This is a genomic window from Povalibacter sp. (assembly GCF_036520495.1).
In the GTDB taxonomy this organism is placed as follows: domain Bacteria; phylum Pseudomonadota; class Gammaproteobacteria; order Steroidobacterales; family Steroidobacteraceae; genus Steroidobacter.
Genome location: NZ_DATDJO010000043.1, coordinates 1 through 16,600, shown reverse-complemented (window position 1 = coordinate 16,600; position 16,600 = coordinate 1). Strand labels below are relative to the sequence as shown.

The window sequence follows — 16,600 nt, the reverse complement described above, 5'->3', positions numbered from 1 at the left end:
TGCTGGATCGGTGCGCTTTCTGGCGGCAGCAGTCGAGCTACTGCGCGTTCTTTAAATGCTTGTCCGTATCGTGCCACTTCATCGCCTCACGCCCCAAGATTACAGCTCTATCGGGGCGGCAACTAGAGTGACATGAGGGGCGCTCGCGCGAGCCCCCGCGTGAAGACGCGCAACCTCTCTGGCGTCTGGTGCTTGCGTTGGGCGCAGGTCTGGCCGTCGCAGCCTTGCTTGCCTGGTGGTGGATGGCCAGGTCGTCGAGTGATGGCACATCGACCACCGCGCCGACGGAAACCTCAGCACCAGAGATTCGTCCGGAAGTTCTTCCAGAAGAGCGCATAGAGCAGACGCCTCTACCGCCGGCGCGCGATCTGGAAACGGACGCGGACATCGCGCAAGCGCCAGAGCCGCCAGCACCCGCTGCTGAACCTGCCGCAGGCGACGAACAGGCTGCCACTCCCGAGAGCATTCCTGAAAGCGTTCCCGACGATGCGGTCCAGGCGGTTGTGCCACCGGCACCGGTGTCGGTGCGGTTCATGAGTCCCGACGCGCAAGTGCGGATCGAATTGCATGGCCCACTCGAGTCATCGCCTCCTGTGACGAGCAAGGCGGGTGACGGCGTCGCCGTTGCACCAGGAACCTATCGAGTGGTCGCTTCCGGCAGTGGGTTGGAGACGTTCGAGCAGGAAATCACGTTCGACGGCGAGCGTCCTCTGGAATACACCGTCGAGTTGTGTGCGGAGCGAGAGCACGAGCGCGAGACACTCGCCGGCCAGGTCGTCGAGGAGCGCGAGTGCGCGAGCACCGAGCAGTGCGAATCCATGTTCATGGTCCTGAGCGAGCAGGCCGATCAACTCGTCCAGGATCGCACCTTCCGGACACAACAGTGTGCGAAGTGGCGCCGCAACGCGACGCCTGACGGCAAGTGGACGTTGGATATCAAGTGTGGCGGCGCGACGCTGGCGACGACATGCCGCATAGAGATCGGCGAGGGTGCCTGCACGTTCGCCGGACCGCGCCGCAGCGTGCGCGGCGCGGTGTGTCCGCGGGCGGAGCTCAAGTAGAGGATGAGCGGTGAATAGTGCCGGACCGCGGATTCGCGCATGGTCGCACGTCGATGCATCAGGGATTAGGCGTGGGCTGCTCTGCGGCGGCGACAAGCGCACGCAGGCATCGGATATCAAACGGTCACAGCGGATGGCGTCACAGCTGTGATGTGGAGGTTCTTATGGTCAAGAAGCGAGTAGCAACCGCAAGGAACCGGGCGGTAAAAGAGGAGGTGTTTACCCGCTGGGATGCGGTGGACAGTCTCAAGAGCGACGCGGATGTCGCCGCATATCTGGAGGCTGCGATGCAGGAGGCGGGAGACGATGCTGCCTACATAGCGGCAGTGCTGGGCGATATCGCCAAGGCGCGCCGCATCATGGATCTCGCCGGGAAAGCCGGGATGACACGCGCTGGTTTGTACAAGGCACTGGCACCGGGTGGAAATCCGAGTTTCGTGACGATCCTGAAGGTGACGAAGGTGCTCGGTCTGAAGTTCGTGCCGCGGGTGGCTGCGTGACAGGTTCAATCGAAGGTGCATGCAGCACAGACGCACAATGACATGAGCACTGCCCCTTGTCGCACCGCGAGATTGCGGCGCGCCCACATGCGACGCGCTCCCGCTCTTGAAGCTCTTCCATAGATTCTCAGGGCGAACGAAACACCGGAACCGATTTCGAGACAGGTTCTGGTGAGTGCAGCGAAGTTACCCCGCTCTCCTGGCCCGCGTCACGCTGGTTGATGGCGTCCGCGGTTCTCACGCTCATGCGGGGGATCCGCCCTCACGTAAATCCGCGCGCTTCCTTGATCGTCGCGTACGCGATGCTGATCTCACGGGTGCGTTCTTCGGCCATCTGCCGCATGTTTTCGGGAAGCCCTTTGCCGGCCAGCTTGTCGGGATGGTTCTGACTCATGAGTCGACGGTAGGTCTGCTTGATCTGCGCGTCTGTTGCTGACGCAGTCAGTCCGAGGGCTGCGTAAGCGTCGTCCATGCTCTGCTGCGGCGACGCTGAAGGTCTGTCCGTGCGCAGCAAGGCTTCCAGCTGGTCCACATCCGCATCGCTCAGTCCAAGCAACCGCGCGACCCGGATCAGCATCTGATGTTCTGCGGGGTGCACGACGCCGTCGGCGGCGACCACCGCACACTGAATCTGCAGGAACATCAACAGCAGTGGCCGATAGTTCCCCGCAACAGCGTGGAATCTTCTGACTTCACCGTCCAGGTCGAACCCAGGTGCCTTGCCGCGGCTGAACGCAGCCATCGCCGACCGGCGTTGCTCATCGGAAAGATTCAGCTTCGCGAAGACGCTTTCAGCGGCTGCAATTTCATCGCGACTCACCGCGCCATCGGCCTTGGACAATGCGCCCATTACCGTGAACGTCGATTCGAGGAATTGGCTCTGCACCGAGGCGAGATTCCCGACAACGACCTTGTGCGTGACGAGGCCGGCGACATAGCCGAGCGCCGCACCTATGAGCATTCCGCGCAGACCTGCGATGGAGAGACCGATCAGACCGAACACGAACATCAACGACATTCTGGAAACCTATGGTGGATTGGAATGGCGGCCGACTGCGTCGGTCCCGCGGGATTCGCCCGGGGGACTTCCGTTGGTCGGCGTTGGTCAGGGAAGGCTGAGGGTGTCAGCAGGGAAGAGTTCGAGTCTAGTCCTCTCTGCCGCAGGCCATCACGTCGAAAGACCTTCATGCGTCAGCCCCATTGTGACCGGAGAGACTCCCGCGTGCTGGACCCTCGCTGCACCTGCAGGCTTATGTGCATGAAGTCCGACTATGCCAGCGGAAATCCCTGGGGGTGGCCAACGGAAATCCCCTGATCGAATCCACGCTGAACCTCGTGCGCTCTTGAACCATGCGCATGCCTGCCCGCTACTCACGCTGCCATCCATCAATCAGGAGACTCTCATGAGTATCTGCATGGTTCGCGCTCCATTTGCGGTGCTGGCGTTGGCGTGTTCGTTGACGCTCCCTGTTGCGGCGCATGAAAGCGATCAGGATCGCCTTGGGTCTGGGCACGACAACGGCTTCGGTCGGCAGAAAACCGTCTTCGACAATCACGTGCTGGTATCCGACGGTTCGGTGCCCGCGGACGTCACCGATCCGAATCTGATCAACGCCTGGGGAGTGGTCTTCAATCCCACGGGAGTCGTGTGGGTCAATGCTGCCGATGCCGGCAAATCCCTGCTGTTCGACGGTACCGGAAAGCCGCAATCGCTCGTGGTCACCGTGCCTGGCCTCAATGGTGAGATGGGTCATCCGACCGGCATCGTCTTCAGCGGCGGCGCGGACTTCGTCGTTCACAATACGACGGCGACCGGACCGGCCCGCTTCATGTTCGCAACAGAGGACGGAACGATTGCGGGCTGGGCGCCGAACGTCGATGTGAACAACGCCATCACGGTCGTCGACAACACCGGCGTGGGGGCGAGCTACCGGGGCCTGGCGTCGAGCGGCGACGGTAGTACGCACCTGCTGTATGCCACGGATTTTCACAACGCGCGCATCGATGTCTTCGACGGCACGTTCAAGCCGGTGCAGGTCCCAGGCGGTTTCCGTGACCGATTCCTGCCACGCGGCTATGCGCCTTTCGGCATCCAGGCTATCAACGGCGACATCTACGTCACGTACGGCAAGCAGAACAGCGCAGCCGACGAAGAAGAAAAAGGTCCGGGGCTTGGTATCGTGAACGTGTTCGATCCGCAAGGTCGCCTCATTCAGCGACTCGTGACCCATGGCGCATTGAATGCCCCATGGGGATTGGCGCTGGCTCCGGCAAGCTTCGGCGACTTTGGCGGCGCGATCCTGGTTGGCAACTTCGGCGATGGCCACATCAATGCGTACGGCCCGCGCTCCGGCAAGTTCCTCGGCGCTCTGCGTGGGGCCGATCATCGTCGCCTCAGTATCGAAGGCCTGTGGGGCCTCGCGTTCGGCAACGGCGTGCAGCAACAGAAGACGAACTCACTCTTCTACGCCGCCGGACCGAACGACGAGGCCAGTGGAGTCTACGGCGTGATCGACGTAGTGCACTGATCGCTTGCGGTGCCGGATGGGGGGACGCGGGATTCGCGAAGACGACGGTTTCCTGTGGCTGCGACTTTTCCCACGGGAGATTTTCATTCAGTTGCCCGTGGGATGGCGGGACAGATCCCTTCTGTCCCGCCTCGCGCTGCCATCGGGTGAACCGCTTTGGCGCTAGGCGCTCGCGGACTTCCATTCCCTGGCGCGGCGCTGCATTTCCTCCGGCGCCACATCTTCGATGTGGGTGGAGATGCTCCACACATGTCCGAAGGGATCTTTCAGCACTCCCGATCGATCGCCGTAGAACTGATTATCCACGGCACGAACTTCCTTCGCCCCTGCGGCCAGCGCCTGCTTGAAGGTCTTGTCGACATCGTCGACGTACACCATCAGGCTGACCGGCGCGCCGCCGATCGACAACGGACCGCGATAACCCATCTCGGGATGTTCGTCCGAAAGCATGATGTGCGAGTCGCCGATCGTGATCTCCGCGTGCGCGATCCTGCCGTCCGGCGTCGGCATTCGCATGCTTTCTGTTGCGCCAAAGGCATTCTTGTAGAACTCGATCGCGTTCGCAGCGCCGTCGACGATGAGATAGGGCGTCACTGAGTGATAACCGGCGGGGACAGACTTGGTTGCCATGCGCGTCTCCTTCAGAAAGGGATCGGTGGTCTCTCGCGAAACAACGCGACCCGGACTTTAGGGATTGGGGATTCTAGAATTCGTCACCTCGATTCGATAGCGCGGGGGATTGCTGATCGCGCGTCTGCTTCATCGCGCACTGCACCATGCGGGGACGGTGAGTGATGCAAGGACAGACGAGCCTGTCGTTTCCGGCACAGCGGAACGCAGCGATCAAGTCGTGCGAGCGGCTCGAAGGGCTCGGGCAACCAGAGTCTCAATCGCCGTCGTGGGCACTCATCCGGTCCACGTTCATTTCGGCGGCCTTCAGATAGCCGTCGCTGTTGCTGTCCAGCTTGTCGAACATCGCTTGCGAGCCGTCGGCGTATTCCTTCACGCTCAGTACGCCGTCCTTGTTGCGATCGAAGCTCCTGATCCTGTCGGTGCCCGACGTCGGATTCCTGGCCCAGGCGATGCGTTCCGCGCCCTGGCTGGCGGTGATTTCCGAGTCGGTGATCTTGCCGTCGTGATCGGCGTCCATCGCCTCGAAACGCTTCTGCGCACTGGCTGCGTGTTCGGAGGCGCTGATCTGGCCATTTGCGCCACCCTCTGCATCGATGTGCGCTGCTTTGTCGCAACCGGGCTCATCGCCGGCCGCGGCGGGAAGCGCAATGCCGAATGCTCCGATGGCGCAGAGTGCCGCCGCATAAAGACCGCGTTCAGAACGAGTGTCCATGACGATCCCTCCTGGGGCATGTGGAAGCAGCAGATTGGATGGCGGGCCTGGGTGCACAGTTCCACACTTGAGCAGGCGGTGCCATTGGCGACAACCGAAAAGCAAGCGGGGCGATAGGCGTGGATCGGCTGTATCGAAGTTGCATCCGTGCGTTCTTGCGGCCGTCCTGGCGCGAGAAGGGGACGGCTTTACCGCCGCGCCTTGTCCCGTTCGAGCTCGAACTCCGCGACCACCGGAAAATGATCCGAGGGGTAGCGGCCTTCCACATGAGTCGTCACTGTCCTGGTTCGAAGAAGCGTCGGTCCGCGGAACAGTATCCAGTCGATGCGTCGGTCAGGACGGCCGGTGAAATCGTGAAACGTGCCTTCCGGTCCGCTGCGCTCAGGTGAAGCGATCCACGCGTCCGCGAACCTGGCTGTCAGCGTCGCATGCACAGGACTGTCCGGGGTCGTGTTGAAGTCACCCGTGAGAATGACGTTTTCGTCCGTGGGTAATTTCTCGAGGCGTGCGCCTATCAGGTCTGCGCCACGCACACGCGCCGCCTCATCCTCGTCGCGGTAGGGAAGGTGAGTGTTGTAGGCCGTGAACGTCGCGCCATCGGCGATGCGTTCGAATCGCGCCCACGTGACGAGTCGTGGATACAGATTGCCCCAGCTCCGGCTGCCTGCGATCTCGGGAGTATCCGAGAGCCAGAAGTTGCCGGAGTCGAGCACGCGCAGGCGGTCCTTTCTATAGAACACGCCCATGTGCTCGTCGTCATCGCCGCCGCCGCGGCCCGCTCCGAACCAGATGTACTGAGGCAACAGGGCGACGAGTTCGTCACCCTGCCGCTTGAACAGTTCCTGCGTGCCGATGACGTCGGGATTCTCGGTGCGCAGCATCTGCACGACCAGCTCGCGCCGCGCGTCCCATCTGTTTGCTCCGTCACTCGTCAGGGGCAGACGAATGTTGAATGTCATTACCCGCAATGGTTCGGCAACCACTGGTGCGGTGACGAGCAGCCAGGCGGCCAGACACAGAAGGAGCCTCGCGGGGACACGCGGGGAAGGGCGGTGTTGTGGCATTCAGTCAACGCCCGGGACAATTCTCAGATCGCGTATCGCGCCGCCCTTGAGTGCGACGAGAGCGGCCTGATACTCCGCGCTGTCGTGAACCGCAGCTGCCTGCTCGACGGAATCGAACTCGATCAGCACGGTACGCTCGAGCAAACCGGCTTCATACGCTTTCGCTGCGGTGGTGCGTGCCAGGAAGCGACCGCCTCCCGCCGTGATCGCGGGGCCCGCAAGCTGCGCGTAGGCGGCCAACCTGGTCGGGTCGGTGATCTCGCGATAGCAGGCGATCCAGTAAGCTTTGGCCATGGAATCCTCGACGACGTGTTGCAACGAGGCGGCATGTTACCGCGGACACGTAGGGGACCACGATGAGGACGGACGCGCCGTGTTCAACATCGCGGGCAACAAGTATCGAGTTGTTGTCTGGATCAATTACCCGTATCGGGTGGTTTACGTCCGATTCATCGGCACGCACGCTGAGTACGACAAGGTGGATGTTCAGCAGATTTGATTGCCGGCTGCGCCTCGAGCATCAGGGGCAGGACTCATGTGATGGATATCAAACCGGTCAGGACGCGAGCAGACTATCGCGCTGCGTTGAAAGAGATCGAGAAGCTGATGGGGGCCAAGGCGAAAACGCAGGAAGGCGAAAAACTGGATGTTCTGGTGACGCTCGTAGAAGCGTACGAACGTAAGCATTATGCGCTGGGGCTTCCGGATCCCGTTGAGGCGATAAAGTTCGAGATGGATCAGCGCGGACTGACGGTCAAGGATCTGGAGGATGTGATTGGACGACCAAATCGCGTTTACGAGATCCTGAGTTATCGACGTTCGCTCACGCTGCCGATGATTCAACGCCTTCACAGCAAGTTGGGAATACCTGCTGAGTCGCTCATTAAGCCTTCTGCTGGTAATCGAACGGGCTGAACCCGACATGGAAAAAAGGCGGACTTGATCTGTCCCCTTTGGCGGCGATCAGCGGCGCGCACGGATCGCGCGCTTCGACTTGCCTGTCTTTCGCACTTTGCCGATCGTCCAGCGACCGGAAATGCGCGTGAGGCGCGCAAGCGTGACGGCATCCTGAGCCGCGGCTGGCGATAGAACCGTCTCCCAGGTGTCGACGATGCGGGAGTATTGCGTCGGTGCGGAGCTGTCCGTAGTGGGCACGGGCATGCGCAGTTGCTCGGTCCACCGGATCTGGACGTACAGTTCTTTCGGCGTTCCTGGCAGCGGCAGTACAACGCAATCCGCGATAACGACTTCCTCGCCGGTCGGGTCGATGGCTAGGCCTGGGGAGATTTCAACGCTTGCGCCGCTGCTGCTGTTTTTGATCGACACGTTGAGGCCCGACACGACGCCGACACCGTGCAGCCGCTGATTCAGTCGTTGCAGGCGACGTCGAAAGTAGGTTTGTTCGTCACGGAAGTCATCGACGCCCAGCAGCTTGCCGTGAAAGTAGTTCACGCGAAGCAGAGGTTCGGAATCCGCGCCGGCACCGGCATTCGCAAGACCCGAAGCCGCGGTCGCCAGTCGCCGTGCGGCAGCGATGATTTCCGGATTCGTTGCGGATTGGGCGTAAGGCAACGCGTCTGTCAGCCAAGTAAACAGATTGAGCAGCGTGATACCCGGATCGTGATCATTCGAATCCGTCCAGTCCGGCACATGCTCCAGCATCACGCGACGCATCGCAGATGCGAGCAAGGGCCACCGCGACTCGTCATTCATGCCGCCTCCGTATCAATCGCATCAATCGCTTGCCGCGAGCGCTTCGACGGCCCACATGTTGCGGGCATCGATGATGGTCCGTGCCGTATCGACAGACATGGTCCCGAAGCCCTTGTCGCCCCACGAGTCTCCCCAGCAATTGGCAAAGCGGAACATACCGGCTGCCGGATTGAACCCGACGATTGCGATGGCGCCGGTACCGTCCTGACGACGGTCGGGTGACGGTGTTACTTCGATCACTCCTTGTCGCGCTGCCCGTGGAGTGTCCCACTCCTTTCCGGTCATGGAGACGCTGGCAAGCACGGGTCGTCCCGCTCGCAGGCTGGGATAGATCTGGTCGATCCCGGCGAGCCGATGAAAACTCGCCTTGTGCCCGGCGGCGCTGGTATCGAGTTCGTCCCACGTGATATCCGCGGGGCGTTCCTTGGTTCGATAGGGCCAAAGCGACAGTCTCGCGACACCGAATTGCTCGGCGACATAGATGGTGGTGGTCATCCAGGTCCCTTCCGCGGACGCGGCTTCGTCGTGATGCTTGGCCTTCTGGTAGAGGTATCGCTCCGACAACTGCACCAGGCTGCCGCTTTGAGCGAACGCGACCTCCATGGCAGTCACGGCCGCCAGTGCAGCGATGGTTCCCTCGGGTCCTGTGTCACGGATGTGCGCAAAGTTCGAGAGGTCGACCGGTGGCGGCATCCTGGCCACGATCAGTTTGACGGGCTGACGTGTCGTGACCTGACTGCCCGGTGACGGGTCCTGGCTGATGACCTGGCCAGGCGCTACCGTGAGTGAGTCCTGCTCGCTGATCGCGGATCGTTCCAGTCCAGCCATGGCGATTGCCGCTTCTGCGTCCGTAAGCGGCAGGCCGACGATCGAGGGAACCTCGATGGCGCCCGGCCAAAGCCGCCAGGCAACGAGCGCAATCGCGCCGATGATTGCGGTGGCCGCTAGTGCGATTCGCCGTGGGCCCACTTTCGCAATGCGCTGAGCCAGGAGGTCGCGCTCTTGTCGAAGCGGCACAGCCTTGAGTCTCGCGACGAGGTCGGTGACTCCCGTGCGCCATTGAGTATCGCTGAGGGAGATGGCCTGCCGGTCGGTCAGTTCACGGATGTCCTCAGGCAGACGGGCGGCAGCAGGGAGCGGGGCGCCGCGGACCAGAACGGGAACGACTGCGATATTTCGCTGCAGCGCCTCGACGATTTCCGCGCGTACCCAATCCCCGGGATTGTCGAGGCGTCGCTGCCCTGTCGATGGATCGGTTGCTTCCAGCCACTCAGGACCGATCACTACCAGCATGATGTCGCACTTGCGGACAGCTTCGCGCAGCACGGGTTTGAAGTCCCGGCCCAGATCGATGTCATCCACATCCATGAAGACGTTGTCTTCGCCAAAGTGCGTACCAAGATGATCGAACAGACGACCGGCCTGGCCGCCGCTGTCGGCACGACGATAACTGATGAAGATTGCGGTCATTGATCCCCGTGCCCGCGTTCGTTGGCGCGTGCCCAAGGACTCTACAATCGGTGCCGGGAAGGGACAATGGAAATGAAGTTGCGGTGTCGATGCGGCGATTCGATGGAGGGAGAGGGAGAAAAATTGAAATGACGGCCGACTGTTGTCGGCATGAAAGCCTTCGGCAGGGTGGCCTTCGGCAGGAAGGCTGACGGACGTCAGCAGGGAAGAGTTGGATCCTGATCTTCCTTGCCGTCGGGCGGGCCTGTCGCAGACCTTCCTGCGAAGCCTTCCTGCCGAGGCCGTCATGTCTCTTTGCGATTCTCCAGGGGAAGGCGGCGTGCCTTTGAAGGCCTGGACCGGTTTCTACACCTCGGCACCGTCCATGATCCTTGCCGTCGTTCTTCTGTCCTGTGAGTACGTCCGAACTGTGGGCCCCTCCATGCCCTGTCTACTGGCGCATCCCTGTTGGCCAGTCACTGGTCACTCCTTGCTTCATTGGCCTGTGTCCACTCTCCCTGTCTCCCTGCTGGCCCCGCCCTCGATCCATCGCTCCTCAGATCACTGCCCGGAGATCTCTTCTCCGGCACGCCGTTGTCTATCTGTTGCTGGCCGTCGAATTCTTCCACTGGGCTCAGGATCGTCGGAATCTGGTTGTTGGATCCGGTGCAAGCGAGGGTGCGCGCTGCCTCCACCGGTGGTTCTGGCTTTCCCGTTGCCTTCGGTCACCGGCTCGCTGATGTCCGACTGAAGTCGGACCCACAAGAACAGGCGCGATACGTTTTCTCCATTCGCGTTGATCACGGTCGGGCTCGATCCAGGGCCGGGGTGCCGGGGTGCCGGCGTGCATCCGTTGCAATCGCACTGCGGCACGGGCCTACTCGAAGTCCGGCTACCGTACTCATGAACGTGTCGAGGTCTGATTGAACACCACGGCTATTCGCGATCCCTTGTCGATCGGGACGCTGGGTACATCAGGATTCACCGGGCATTCCCTGCGTCTGCCGTCGACGGCGCGGTGGCTTCTGCTTTGCGTCGCTCTCCTGTTCGGCGTGGCGCTTCCGGCCATCGCGCGGGAACGCGGCGCTGTGGCCGCGCCGGATGAATACAGCGCCCGCGTAGCTGCAGAGATTCTCGAGAAAGGCGGTAATGCCGTCGATGCCGCGGTGGCCACGGCGTTCACGCTCGCCGTGACGTATCCGGAGGCGGGGAACATCGGTGGCGGCGGGTTCATGACGTTGTATCTGGGCGGCAAGTCCTACTTCATCGACTACCGCGAAACGGCGCCGCGAGCGGCCACGCGCACCATGTTCCTGGATGAAAAGGGTGAGGTGATCGAGAAACTCAGCCTGGTCGGTGCGAAAGCCAGTGGAGTGCCGGGCACGGTGCTGGGTCTGTGGGAGGTGCACCAGCGTTTCGGCAAGCTGCCCTGGTCGCAGTTGCTGTCGCCAGCGATCACGTACGCGACCGAGGGATTCAAAGTTCACGAAAAGACCTATCAATACCGCCAGGATGCGCTCGCATTGTTCGGCAGCAAGACCAATTTCCACCGGTATTTCGGCTCCATGAAGAGCGGCGGGATTTTCCGGCAACCGGAGCTTGCGCAGACGCTGCAGAGAATCGCGCAGGCCGGACCAAAAGATTTCTACGACGGCAGGACCGCGCAGTTGCTGGTCGCCCAGATGCAGCGCGACGGCGGCCTGATTACCGCACAGGATCTGCGCGACTATCGGGTCGTGTGGCGCGAACCATTGAGCTTCGAGTGGCGCGGCAACACCATCCACACCTCACCGTTGCCGAGTTCGGGCGGGATTGCCCTGGTGCAGTTGCTGGGCATCAAGGAAGCACGGTCCAACGACTTCAAGGGGCTCGAACTGAACTCCGCCCGCTACATTCATCTGCTGGCGGAGATCGAGAAGCGCGTGTTCGCCGATCGCGCCGACTACCTCGGCGATCCTGCATTCACGAATGCGCCGGTCGATCAGCTCATCGCGCCTGCGTACCTCGCCAAGCGAGCCGCCGAAGTGAATCCGACGGCCATCTCGCCGACCGAGGCCGTCCGGCCAGGTCTCGAGTCGCACCAGACGACGCATTTTTCGATCGTCGATGCGTCCGGCAACGCGGTGAGTCAGACGTTCACGCTGAACTGGGACTACGGCAACGGCGTGGTCGTCGAGGGAGCGGGATTCCTGCTCAATGACGAGATGGACGACTTCAGCTCCAAGCCCGGCGTGAGCAATGCGTTCGGGGTGGTCGGCGGCGAGGCGAACGCCATCGAGCCGGGCAAGCGCATGCTTTCGTCCATGACGCCGACGATCGTGACGCGCGATGGCCAGGTCACGCTCGTACTCGGCTCTCCCGGCGGTTCGCGAATCTTCACGTCGCTCTTCCAGGTGCTGAACAATCTCTACGACTACCACCTTCCCCTCGATAAGGCGGTGGCAGCGCAGCGCGTGCATCACCAGCTGTTGCCGAAAGATACGATCTACTTCGACTCGTTTGCTCCGTTGACCGGAGCGGTGGCTGACGAGTTGCGGGCGATGGATTACACCCTGGAGGATCAGGGGTGGGAAATGGGCGACGTCCAGGCGATCCGTGTCACTGGTACGAAGATCGAGGCTGCTGCCGATCCTCGCGGGCGCGGAGTGGGTGTCGTCGTCAGGCAGGCGCCGGAAAAGATAAATGCCGCAACGTCAAAGCGCGACCACGACTTTACCGTTACTGCGTCCGCTTTCCACGAGTTCATGAGCTTCGGCAATCCTGTCGAGTGGCAGGCGTGCGGAAATGTTGTGCTTGAGGCGATCCCCGGCGAGCAATGAGGTGAGATCGTCGATGAGGGTCGTCCGCGTGGCAGCGTCCAGGATGTAGACCATGAAGAATCGCAGCCGCACGTTCTTGGCGATCAGTGGCACGAAGGGCAGGGTGAAGTCGGGGGCATCGCTGCCGTATGCGACGATGTCGGCGTCGGGCTTCAGCACCTGAAGGTCCAGCTGGGAATTGACCGAGAAGTTCACCTCGATCACACGATCGACACCGGTGCCTGCGGTGACTTCACGCACGCGGCTCTCCACATCTTCTGTCTTGTAGTTGATGACCGTGTCCGCGCCGGCCTGCGATGCGATCGCGGCCTTCTGCGCAGAACTGACCGTCGTGAGGATGCTTGCCGCCCCGTGCAGTCGTGCGAACTGAATCGCGTAGTGGCCGACGGCGCCGGCGCCGCCGGCAATGAGCACCGATTTGCCGGCAATGCCGCCATCGACGGTGACTGCATGCAAGGCGGTGAGCGCAGGAATTCCCAGGCACGCGCCCACATCCGTCCCGACATTGGTGGGCAGCCGCACGGCCTGGGCCGCGGGCACCGTGATGAATTCGGCGGCAGTACCGTTCGGGCGACCCCACGCGCCATTCCATATCCAGACACGCTCACCCACCCGGCCAGGATCGATTCCGGTGCCCACCGCATCGATCACGCCCCCGCCGTCGCTGTGCGGTGTGATGCGCGGGAATGCCAGAACCTTGGTGCGCGTGGCGGCGCGTGTCTTCACATCGGAAGGATTGACGCCCGACCATTCGAGCCGGACGCGAACTTCCCCAGCTGCCGGTTCAGGGCGGGGAAGGTCGACAATCTGCAATACATCCCGTGCATCGCCAGTTCGTTCGTAGGTCGCTGCGCGCATGACTCTTCCTGGGCTAGTGATGTGCTGAGGCTAGTCCAGGCGGCGCGGTGCGTCCCTCCGCAGTATTCCGGGGGTCCGTCGCCGCTTTTCGGGAGTCACCTGCGGTCGGTAAACGACTTTACGGGCCACACAGCGGATGCGTAGACGTCGGTGATCGTTGCAGGTCGAGACCGCCCGGTTGTACACAGTGCACCCGATGGTGCGCACGCGGTTCTCACGTGCCCCATAGAAGGACAGCGCCGGGCTGATTCAACTTATTCCATGATCTGCAGGATGTGGCCTGCCAGGCGATGTTGACTTGTAAACGTGATGCGGATCACAGTCCGGGCATCGCACGGTCGTGCGCTCGACAACAAAGGCAGGGAATCATGAGTAAGGCTCCAATGCGGCCACGCCCGTGGCTGATCTCTTTCTATTCGCTCTGTCTCGGTCTTGCCGCGACTGCGGCACAGGCCCAGACCAGGGTGGAACCCGTTCTCGTCTCGCCGGGCGAGGCCGCGCTCCCCGGCTTCACAGTCAAGGGAAAGGCCAACGGCGACGACGTGCCGCATCCGGCCGGTGAAAGGCGCCGCGAGCAGCGCAAGCAGGGACTCGAAGAGAAAGTGCGAGGGGAGTCTTCCGGCCAGAGCTCGCGCCGGGTGCACCGGATCGGCAAGGGCAAGCACAAGGGAAAGTACGTAGAACTGGAGCGGGAGAGTGAGGACCTGATCTTCACCGTGCTCGGGCAGTTCGGGACGCAGATCGTTCCGCAACTCGGCGGCGCGCCTGGCCCGTTGCGCAATGAGATTCCAGAGCCCGATCGCACCGTGGACAACACCACGATATGGACGCCGGATTTCTCGCAGGCGCATTTCGAGAAGCTGCTGTTTTCCGAAAAGCCCGGCGACGTCTCGATGCGCAACTTCTATATCGAGCTCTCGTCGAACCGCTATACGGTGGCCGGCGCGGTCACGGACTGGGTGACGGTGCCGTACAACGCCAACCGCTACGACGATGACGTGACCTATAACTGCTCCTTCGCGGGCATACCCGGGGCTTATCCCTGCGCCGGTGTGTGGCTGTTCCTGCGTGATTCATTGAATGGCTGGTATGCCGCGCAGATTGCTGCGGGCAAGTCGGAAGCGCAGATCAACGCGGAACTCGCGAAGTTCGACGTGTGGGACCGCAACGACTACGACGGCGACGGCAACTTCGACGAGCCGGACGGCTACATCGATCATTTCCAGGCCGTTCATGCCGGCATGGGCGAGGAAGTGGGTGGAGGAGCGCAGGGCGGTGCGGCGATCTGGAGCCACCGCTGGTTCGCCTACTACAACATGGCCGGCCTGCTCGGGCCCGCAAACAACAAGGCCGGCGGAGTGCGCATCGGCAACAGCAACTACTGGGTCGGCGACTACACGGTCGAGCCGGAGAATGGCGGCGTCGGTGTCTTTGCACACGAATTCGGCCATGACCTTGATCTGCCCGATCTGTACGACACGAACGGCGGGGACAATTCGACGGGCTTCTGGACGCTGATGTCGTCGGGCTCGTATGGCAGCAACGGCAAAATCGATATCGGCAGCAAGCCCGTGCACATGGGCGCGTGGGAAAAACTGCAACTCGGCTGGCTGAAGTACGAAGTGGCGCACGCCGGCAAGAAATCGGAGCACAAGCTGGGCCCGGCGACTTACAACACGAAGAAGGCGCAGGCCCTGGTTACGCTGTTGCCCGACAACGTCATCGGCGCCTATGCGGGCAACGCTTTCTACTACAGCGGCAGCGGCGCGCTGCTCGACACGACGATGAGTCGCGCGGTGACGTTGCCGACGGGTGCGCCCTCGTTGAGTGCGCAGGTGCAGTACGACATCGAGGCAGAATGGGACTACGCCTACCTGGTCGTCGTCGACGGCGGTACGGCGACCCTGGTGCCGACGAGTCTTTCCACGACGGACAATCCCAACGGTCAGAACTTCGGCCAGGGAATCACGGGCAGCTCGGCCTTCGAGTGGGTGCCGCTCACGGCGGACCTGTCGGCCTTCGCGGGCAGGACGGTGGAGATCGGCTTCTGGTACTTCACCGATGGCTACGTGAATGGCCTGGGCCTGCTGGTCGACGACATCCGGATCACCGGGCAACAGGTGGATGGTGCCGAAATCACTGTTCCGTGGGTCTACAGTCCGCCCACTGGCGGCTTTCGTGTCGTGCAGGGCGATCTCGGCAGCTTCTTCAATGCCTATATCGCAGAGTTCCGTCAGTACGAGGGCTATGACAAGGGGCTGAAGACGGGACCGTATGTGTTCAGCGATCTCAATTCGCCGCAACTGCAGGATTGGGTGACGCACTTCCCGTATCAGGACGGGCTGCTCATTTCCTACTGGGACGCGCGTTTCGGCGACAACAACACCAGCTCGCACCCGGGCCAGGGTCTGATCCTGCCCATCGATGCGCATCCGGAGCCGCTGCTGCGTACCGACGGAGCCGCGTGGTCGTCGCGTTACCAGAGCTTCGACTCCACGTTCGGACTGGACCCGACCGATCGGTTGACGCTGCGCCGCCTCGGAGTGGACTACGTCTATCGGTCTCAGCCCGGGGTCTCGCTCTTTGATGACCGTCTGCAGTACTGGCGTTCGGCAACCCCGGCGGCGGGTGTGAAGAACCCGAACACCGGCACCCAGATCCGGGTGAAATCGGTGAGCAGGGACAACTCAGTCATGGAGGTCGAGGTCACGCCGGCCAAGCGCGGTCATGGTCATGGTCCCGGTCCTGGGCACGGCCACGATCACGATCACGACCACGATCACGATCACGATCGCGACCACGACCACGACCACGACCACGATGACTAGGGATAGCTGAATCTGCGCAGCGTTCGCCCTGAGCCCATGACCGCAGGGAATGGGTCATCCATCGAAGGGTGAACGCTCTGGATCGCAACCCGAGCCCCGCATGACTGAAACTCATGCGGGGCTTTTCTTTGGTACGTCAGAAGGGCCGCCGTTCTCTTCGCTGCCTCTTCCTTTTCAAACCATTATCTATTCCGTACCTCTTCCTGAGGACTCATGACCCGGATCCGGCTGTAGTCGCATACAGGGAGGCGAATGATCGCTGCCCAGCATTCGGTTACCTACGGAGTCACGTCATGAGTATCAGAGCGTCGGTTATCGGTCTTTCATCTTCCATGCTGGCCGTTGCCCTTGCGGGCCTGGCTGCCAGCCCGGCGATTGGCGATCCCACGCCAGAGGCGAAACAAGGGCCGAGTGATCGCGATCATGATCGCGATC

At 62.0% G+C, this 16,600-nt stretch carries 13 protein-coding genes and 2 pseudogenes; 7 read left to right on the top strand and 8 right to left on the bottom strand.

Annotated elements, in window-relative coordinates:
- Positions 1-197 precede the first annotated feature (197 nt).
- Positions 198-1,061 (top strand): hypothetical protein, encoded by an 864-nt coding sequence (locus VIZ63_RS16575; RefSeq protein WP_331610790.1) that lies wholly within the window; start codon positions 198-200, stop codon positions 1,059-1,061.
- Between the two features lie 164 nt (positions 1,062-1,225).
- Positions 1,226-1,561, top strand: a complete 336-nt coding sequence (locus VIZ63_RS16570; RefSeq protein ID WP_331610788.1) for an addiction module antidote protein — start codon at positions 1,226-1,228, stop codon at positions 1,559-1,561.
- 262 nt (positions 1,562-1,823) lie between these two features.
- Here VIZ63_RS16570 and djlA read toward each other — a convergent pair whose 3' ends face one another.
- Complete coding sequence (djlA, locus tag VIZ63_RS16565; protein WP_331610787.1) at positions 1,824-2,579, bottom strand: co-chaperone DjlA; 756 nt, start codon at positions 2,577-2,579, stop codon at positions 1,824-1,826.
- A 385-nt stretch (positions 2,580-2,964) separates the two neighbouring features.
- Between djlA and VIZ63_RS16560 the strand changes: the two genes are divergently transcribed.
- Complete coding sequence (locus VIZ63_RS16560) at positions 2,965-4,089, top strand: TIGR03118 family protein (RefSeq protein ID WP_331610786.1); 1,125 nt, start codon at positions 2,965-2,967, stop codon at positions 4,087-4,089.
- A 162-nt stretch (positions 4,090-4,251) separates the two neighbouring features.
- Here VIZ63_RS16560 and VIZ63_RS16555 read toward each other — a convergent pair whose 3' ends face one another.
- The 4 genes from VIZ63_RS16555 to VIZ63_RS16540 form a co-directional block, all read right to left on the bottom strand.
- Positions 4,252-4,719 carry a VOC family protein gene (locus tag VIZ63_RS16555; protein WP_331610785.1) on the bottom strand — a complete coding sequence of 156 codons (468 nt, stop codon included), beginning with the start codon at positions 4,717-4,719 and terminating at the stop codon, positions 4,252-4,254.
- A gap of 256 nt (positions 4,720-4,975) precedes the next feature.
- Positions 4,976-5,434, bottom strand: coding sequence for an EF-hand domain-containing protein (locus VIZ63_RS16550; protein ID WP_331610784.1), 459 nt, complete (start codon positions 5,432-5,434; stop codon positions 4,976-4,978).
- A gap of 188 nt (positions 5,435-5,622) precedes the next feature.
- Positions 5,623-6,498 (bottom strand): endonuclease/exonuclease/phosphatase family protein, encoded by an 876-nt coding sequence (locus VIZ63_RS16545; protein WP_414703808.1) that lies wholly within the window; start codon positions 6,496-6,498, stop codon positions 5,623-5,625.
- On the bottom strand, positions 6,499-6,792 hold the full coding sequence (locus VIZ63_RS16540) for a DUF1330 domain-containing protein (RefSeq protein WP_331610782.1): 294 nt from the start codon (positions 6,790-6,792) through the stop codon (positions 6,499-6,501).
- A 64-nt stretch (positions 6,793-6,856) separates the two neighbouring features.
- On the opposite strand from VIZ63_RS16540, the pseudogene VIZ63_RS16535 reads away from it, so the two are divergent.
- Together VIZ63_RS16535 and VIZ63_RS16530 are read left to right on the top strand one after the other, a co-directional pair.
- Positions 6,857-6,997 (top strand): annotated as a pseudogene (locus VIZ63_RS16535) (type II toxin-antitoxin system HigB family toxin); the annotation flags it as partial.
- Between the two features lie 41 nt (positions 6,998-7,038).
- Positions 7,039-7,413: a transcriptional regulator gene (locus VIZ63_RS16530; RefSeq protein ID WP_331610781.1), complete on the top strand. Its 375-nt coding sequence runs from the start codon at positions 7,039-7,041 to the stop codon at positions 7,411-7,413.
- A 48-nt stretch (positions 7,414-7,461) separates the two neighbouring features.
- Here VIZ63_RS16530 and VIZ63_RS16525 read toward each other — a convergent pair whose 3' ends face one another.
- Positions 7,462-8,211, bottom strand: a complete 750-nt coding sequence (locus VIZ63_RS16525; RefSeq protein WP_331610780.1) for a hypothetical protein — start codon at positions 8,209-8,211, stop codon at positions 7,462-7,464.
- A 21-nt stretch (positions 8,212-8,232) separates the two neighbouring features.
- Positions 8,233-9,681 carry a TIR domain-containing protein gene (locus VIZ63_RS16520; protein WP_331610779.1) on the bottom strand — a complete coding sequence of 483 codons (1,449 nt, stop codon included), beginning with the start codon at positions 9,679-9,681 and terminating at the stop codon, positions 8,233-8,235.
- Positions 9,682-10,685: 1,004 nt separating this feature from the next.
- On the opposite strand from VIZ63_RS16520, the pseudogene ggt reads away from it, so the two are divergent.
- Positions 10,686-12,323, top strand: a pseudogene (gene ggt, locus VIZ63_RS16515) (gamma-glutamyltransferase); the annotation flags it as partial.
- Positions 12,324-12,353: 30 nt separating this feature from the next.
- On the opposite strand, the gene VIZ63_RS16510 reads toward ggt, so the two are convergent.
- The gene (locus VIZ63_RS16510) at positions 12,354-13,337 is read right to left on the bottom strand and encodes an NADPH:quinone reductase (RefSeq protein WP_331610778.1); all 984 of its coding nucleotides are present in this window, start codon (positions 13,335-13,337) and stop codon (positions 12,354-12,356) included.
- A 368-nt stretch (positions 13,338-13,705) separates the two neighbouring features.
- Between VIZ63_RS16510 and VIZ63_RS16505 the strand changes: the two genes are divergently transcribed.
- Positions 13,706-16,165: an immune inhibitor A domain-containing protein gene (locus VIZ63_RS16505; protein ID WP_331610777.1), complete on the top strand. Its 2,460-nt coding sequence runs from the start codon at positions 13,706-13,708 to the stop codon at positions 16,163-16,165.
- The last annotated feature ends 435 nt before the right edge of the window (positions 16,166-16,600 follow it).

What these genes read in the sequence shown, in the direction of transcription:
- VIZ63_RS16570 (WP_331610788.1), top strand. Translation starts at nt 1,226, where the DNA reads ATGGTCAAGAAGCGAGTAGCAACCGCAAGGAACCGGGCGGTAAAAGAG.
- djlA (WP_331610787.1), bottom strand. Translation starts at nt 2,579, where the DNA reads ATGTCGTTGATGTTCGTGTTCGGTCTGATCGGTCTCTCCATCGCAGGT.
- VIZ63_RS16560 (WP_331610786.1), top strand. Translation starts at nt 2,965, where the DNA reads ATGAGTATCTGCATGGTTCGCGCTCCATTTGCGGTGCTGGCGTTGGCG.
- VIZ63_RS16555 (WP_331610785.1), bottom strand. Translation starts at nt 4,719, where the DNA reads ATGGCAACCAAGTCTGTCCCCGCCGGTTATCACTCAGTGACGCCCTAT.
- VIZ63_RS16550 (WP_331610784.1), bottom strand. Translation starts at nt 5,434, where the DNA reads ATGGACACTCGTTCTGAACGCGGTCTTTATGCGGCGGCACTCTGCGCC.
- VIZ63_RS16545 (WP_414703808.1), bottom strand. Translation starts at nt 6,498, where the DNA reads ATGCCACAACACCGCCCTTCCCCGCGTGTCCCCGCGAGGCTCCTTCTG.
- VIZ63_RS16540 (WP_331610782.1), bottom strand. Translation starts at nt 6,792, where the DNA reads ATGGCCAAAGCTTACTGGATCGCCTGCTATCGCGAGATCACCGACCCG.
- VIZ63_RS16530 (WP_331610781.1), top strand. Translation starts at nt 7,039, where the DNA reads ATGGATATCAAACCGGTCAGGACGCGAGCAGACTATCGCGCTGCGTTG.
- VIZ63_RS16525 (WP_331610780.1), bottom strand. Translation starts at nt 8,211, where the DNA reads ATGAATGACGAGTCGCGGTGGCCCTTGCTCGCATCTGCGATGCGTCGC.
- VIZ63_RS16520 (WP_331610779.1), bottom strand. Translation starts at nt 9,681, where the DNA reads ATGACCGCAATCTTCATCAGTTATCGTCGTGCCGACAGCGGCGGCCAG.
- VIZ63_RS16510 (WP_331610778.1), bottom strand. Translation starts at nt 13,337, where the DNA reads ATGCGCGCAGCGACCTACGAACGAACTGGCGATGCACGGGATGTATTG.
- VIZ63_RS16505 (WP_331610777.1), top strand. Translation starts at nt 13,706, where the DNA reads ATGAGTAAGGCTCCAATGCGGCCACGCCCGTGGCTGATCTCTTTCTAT.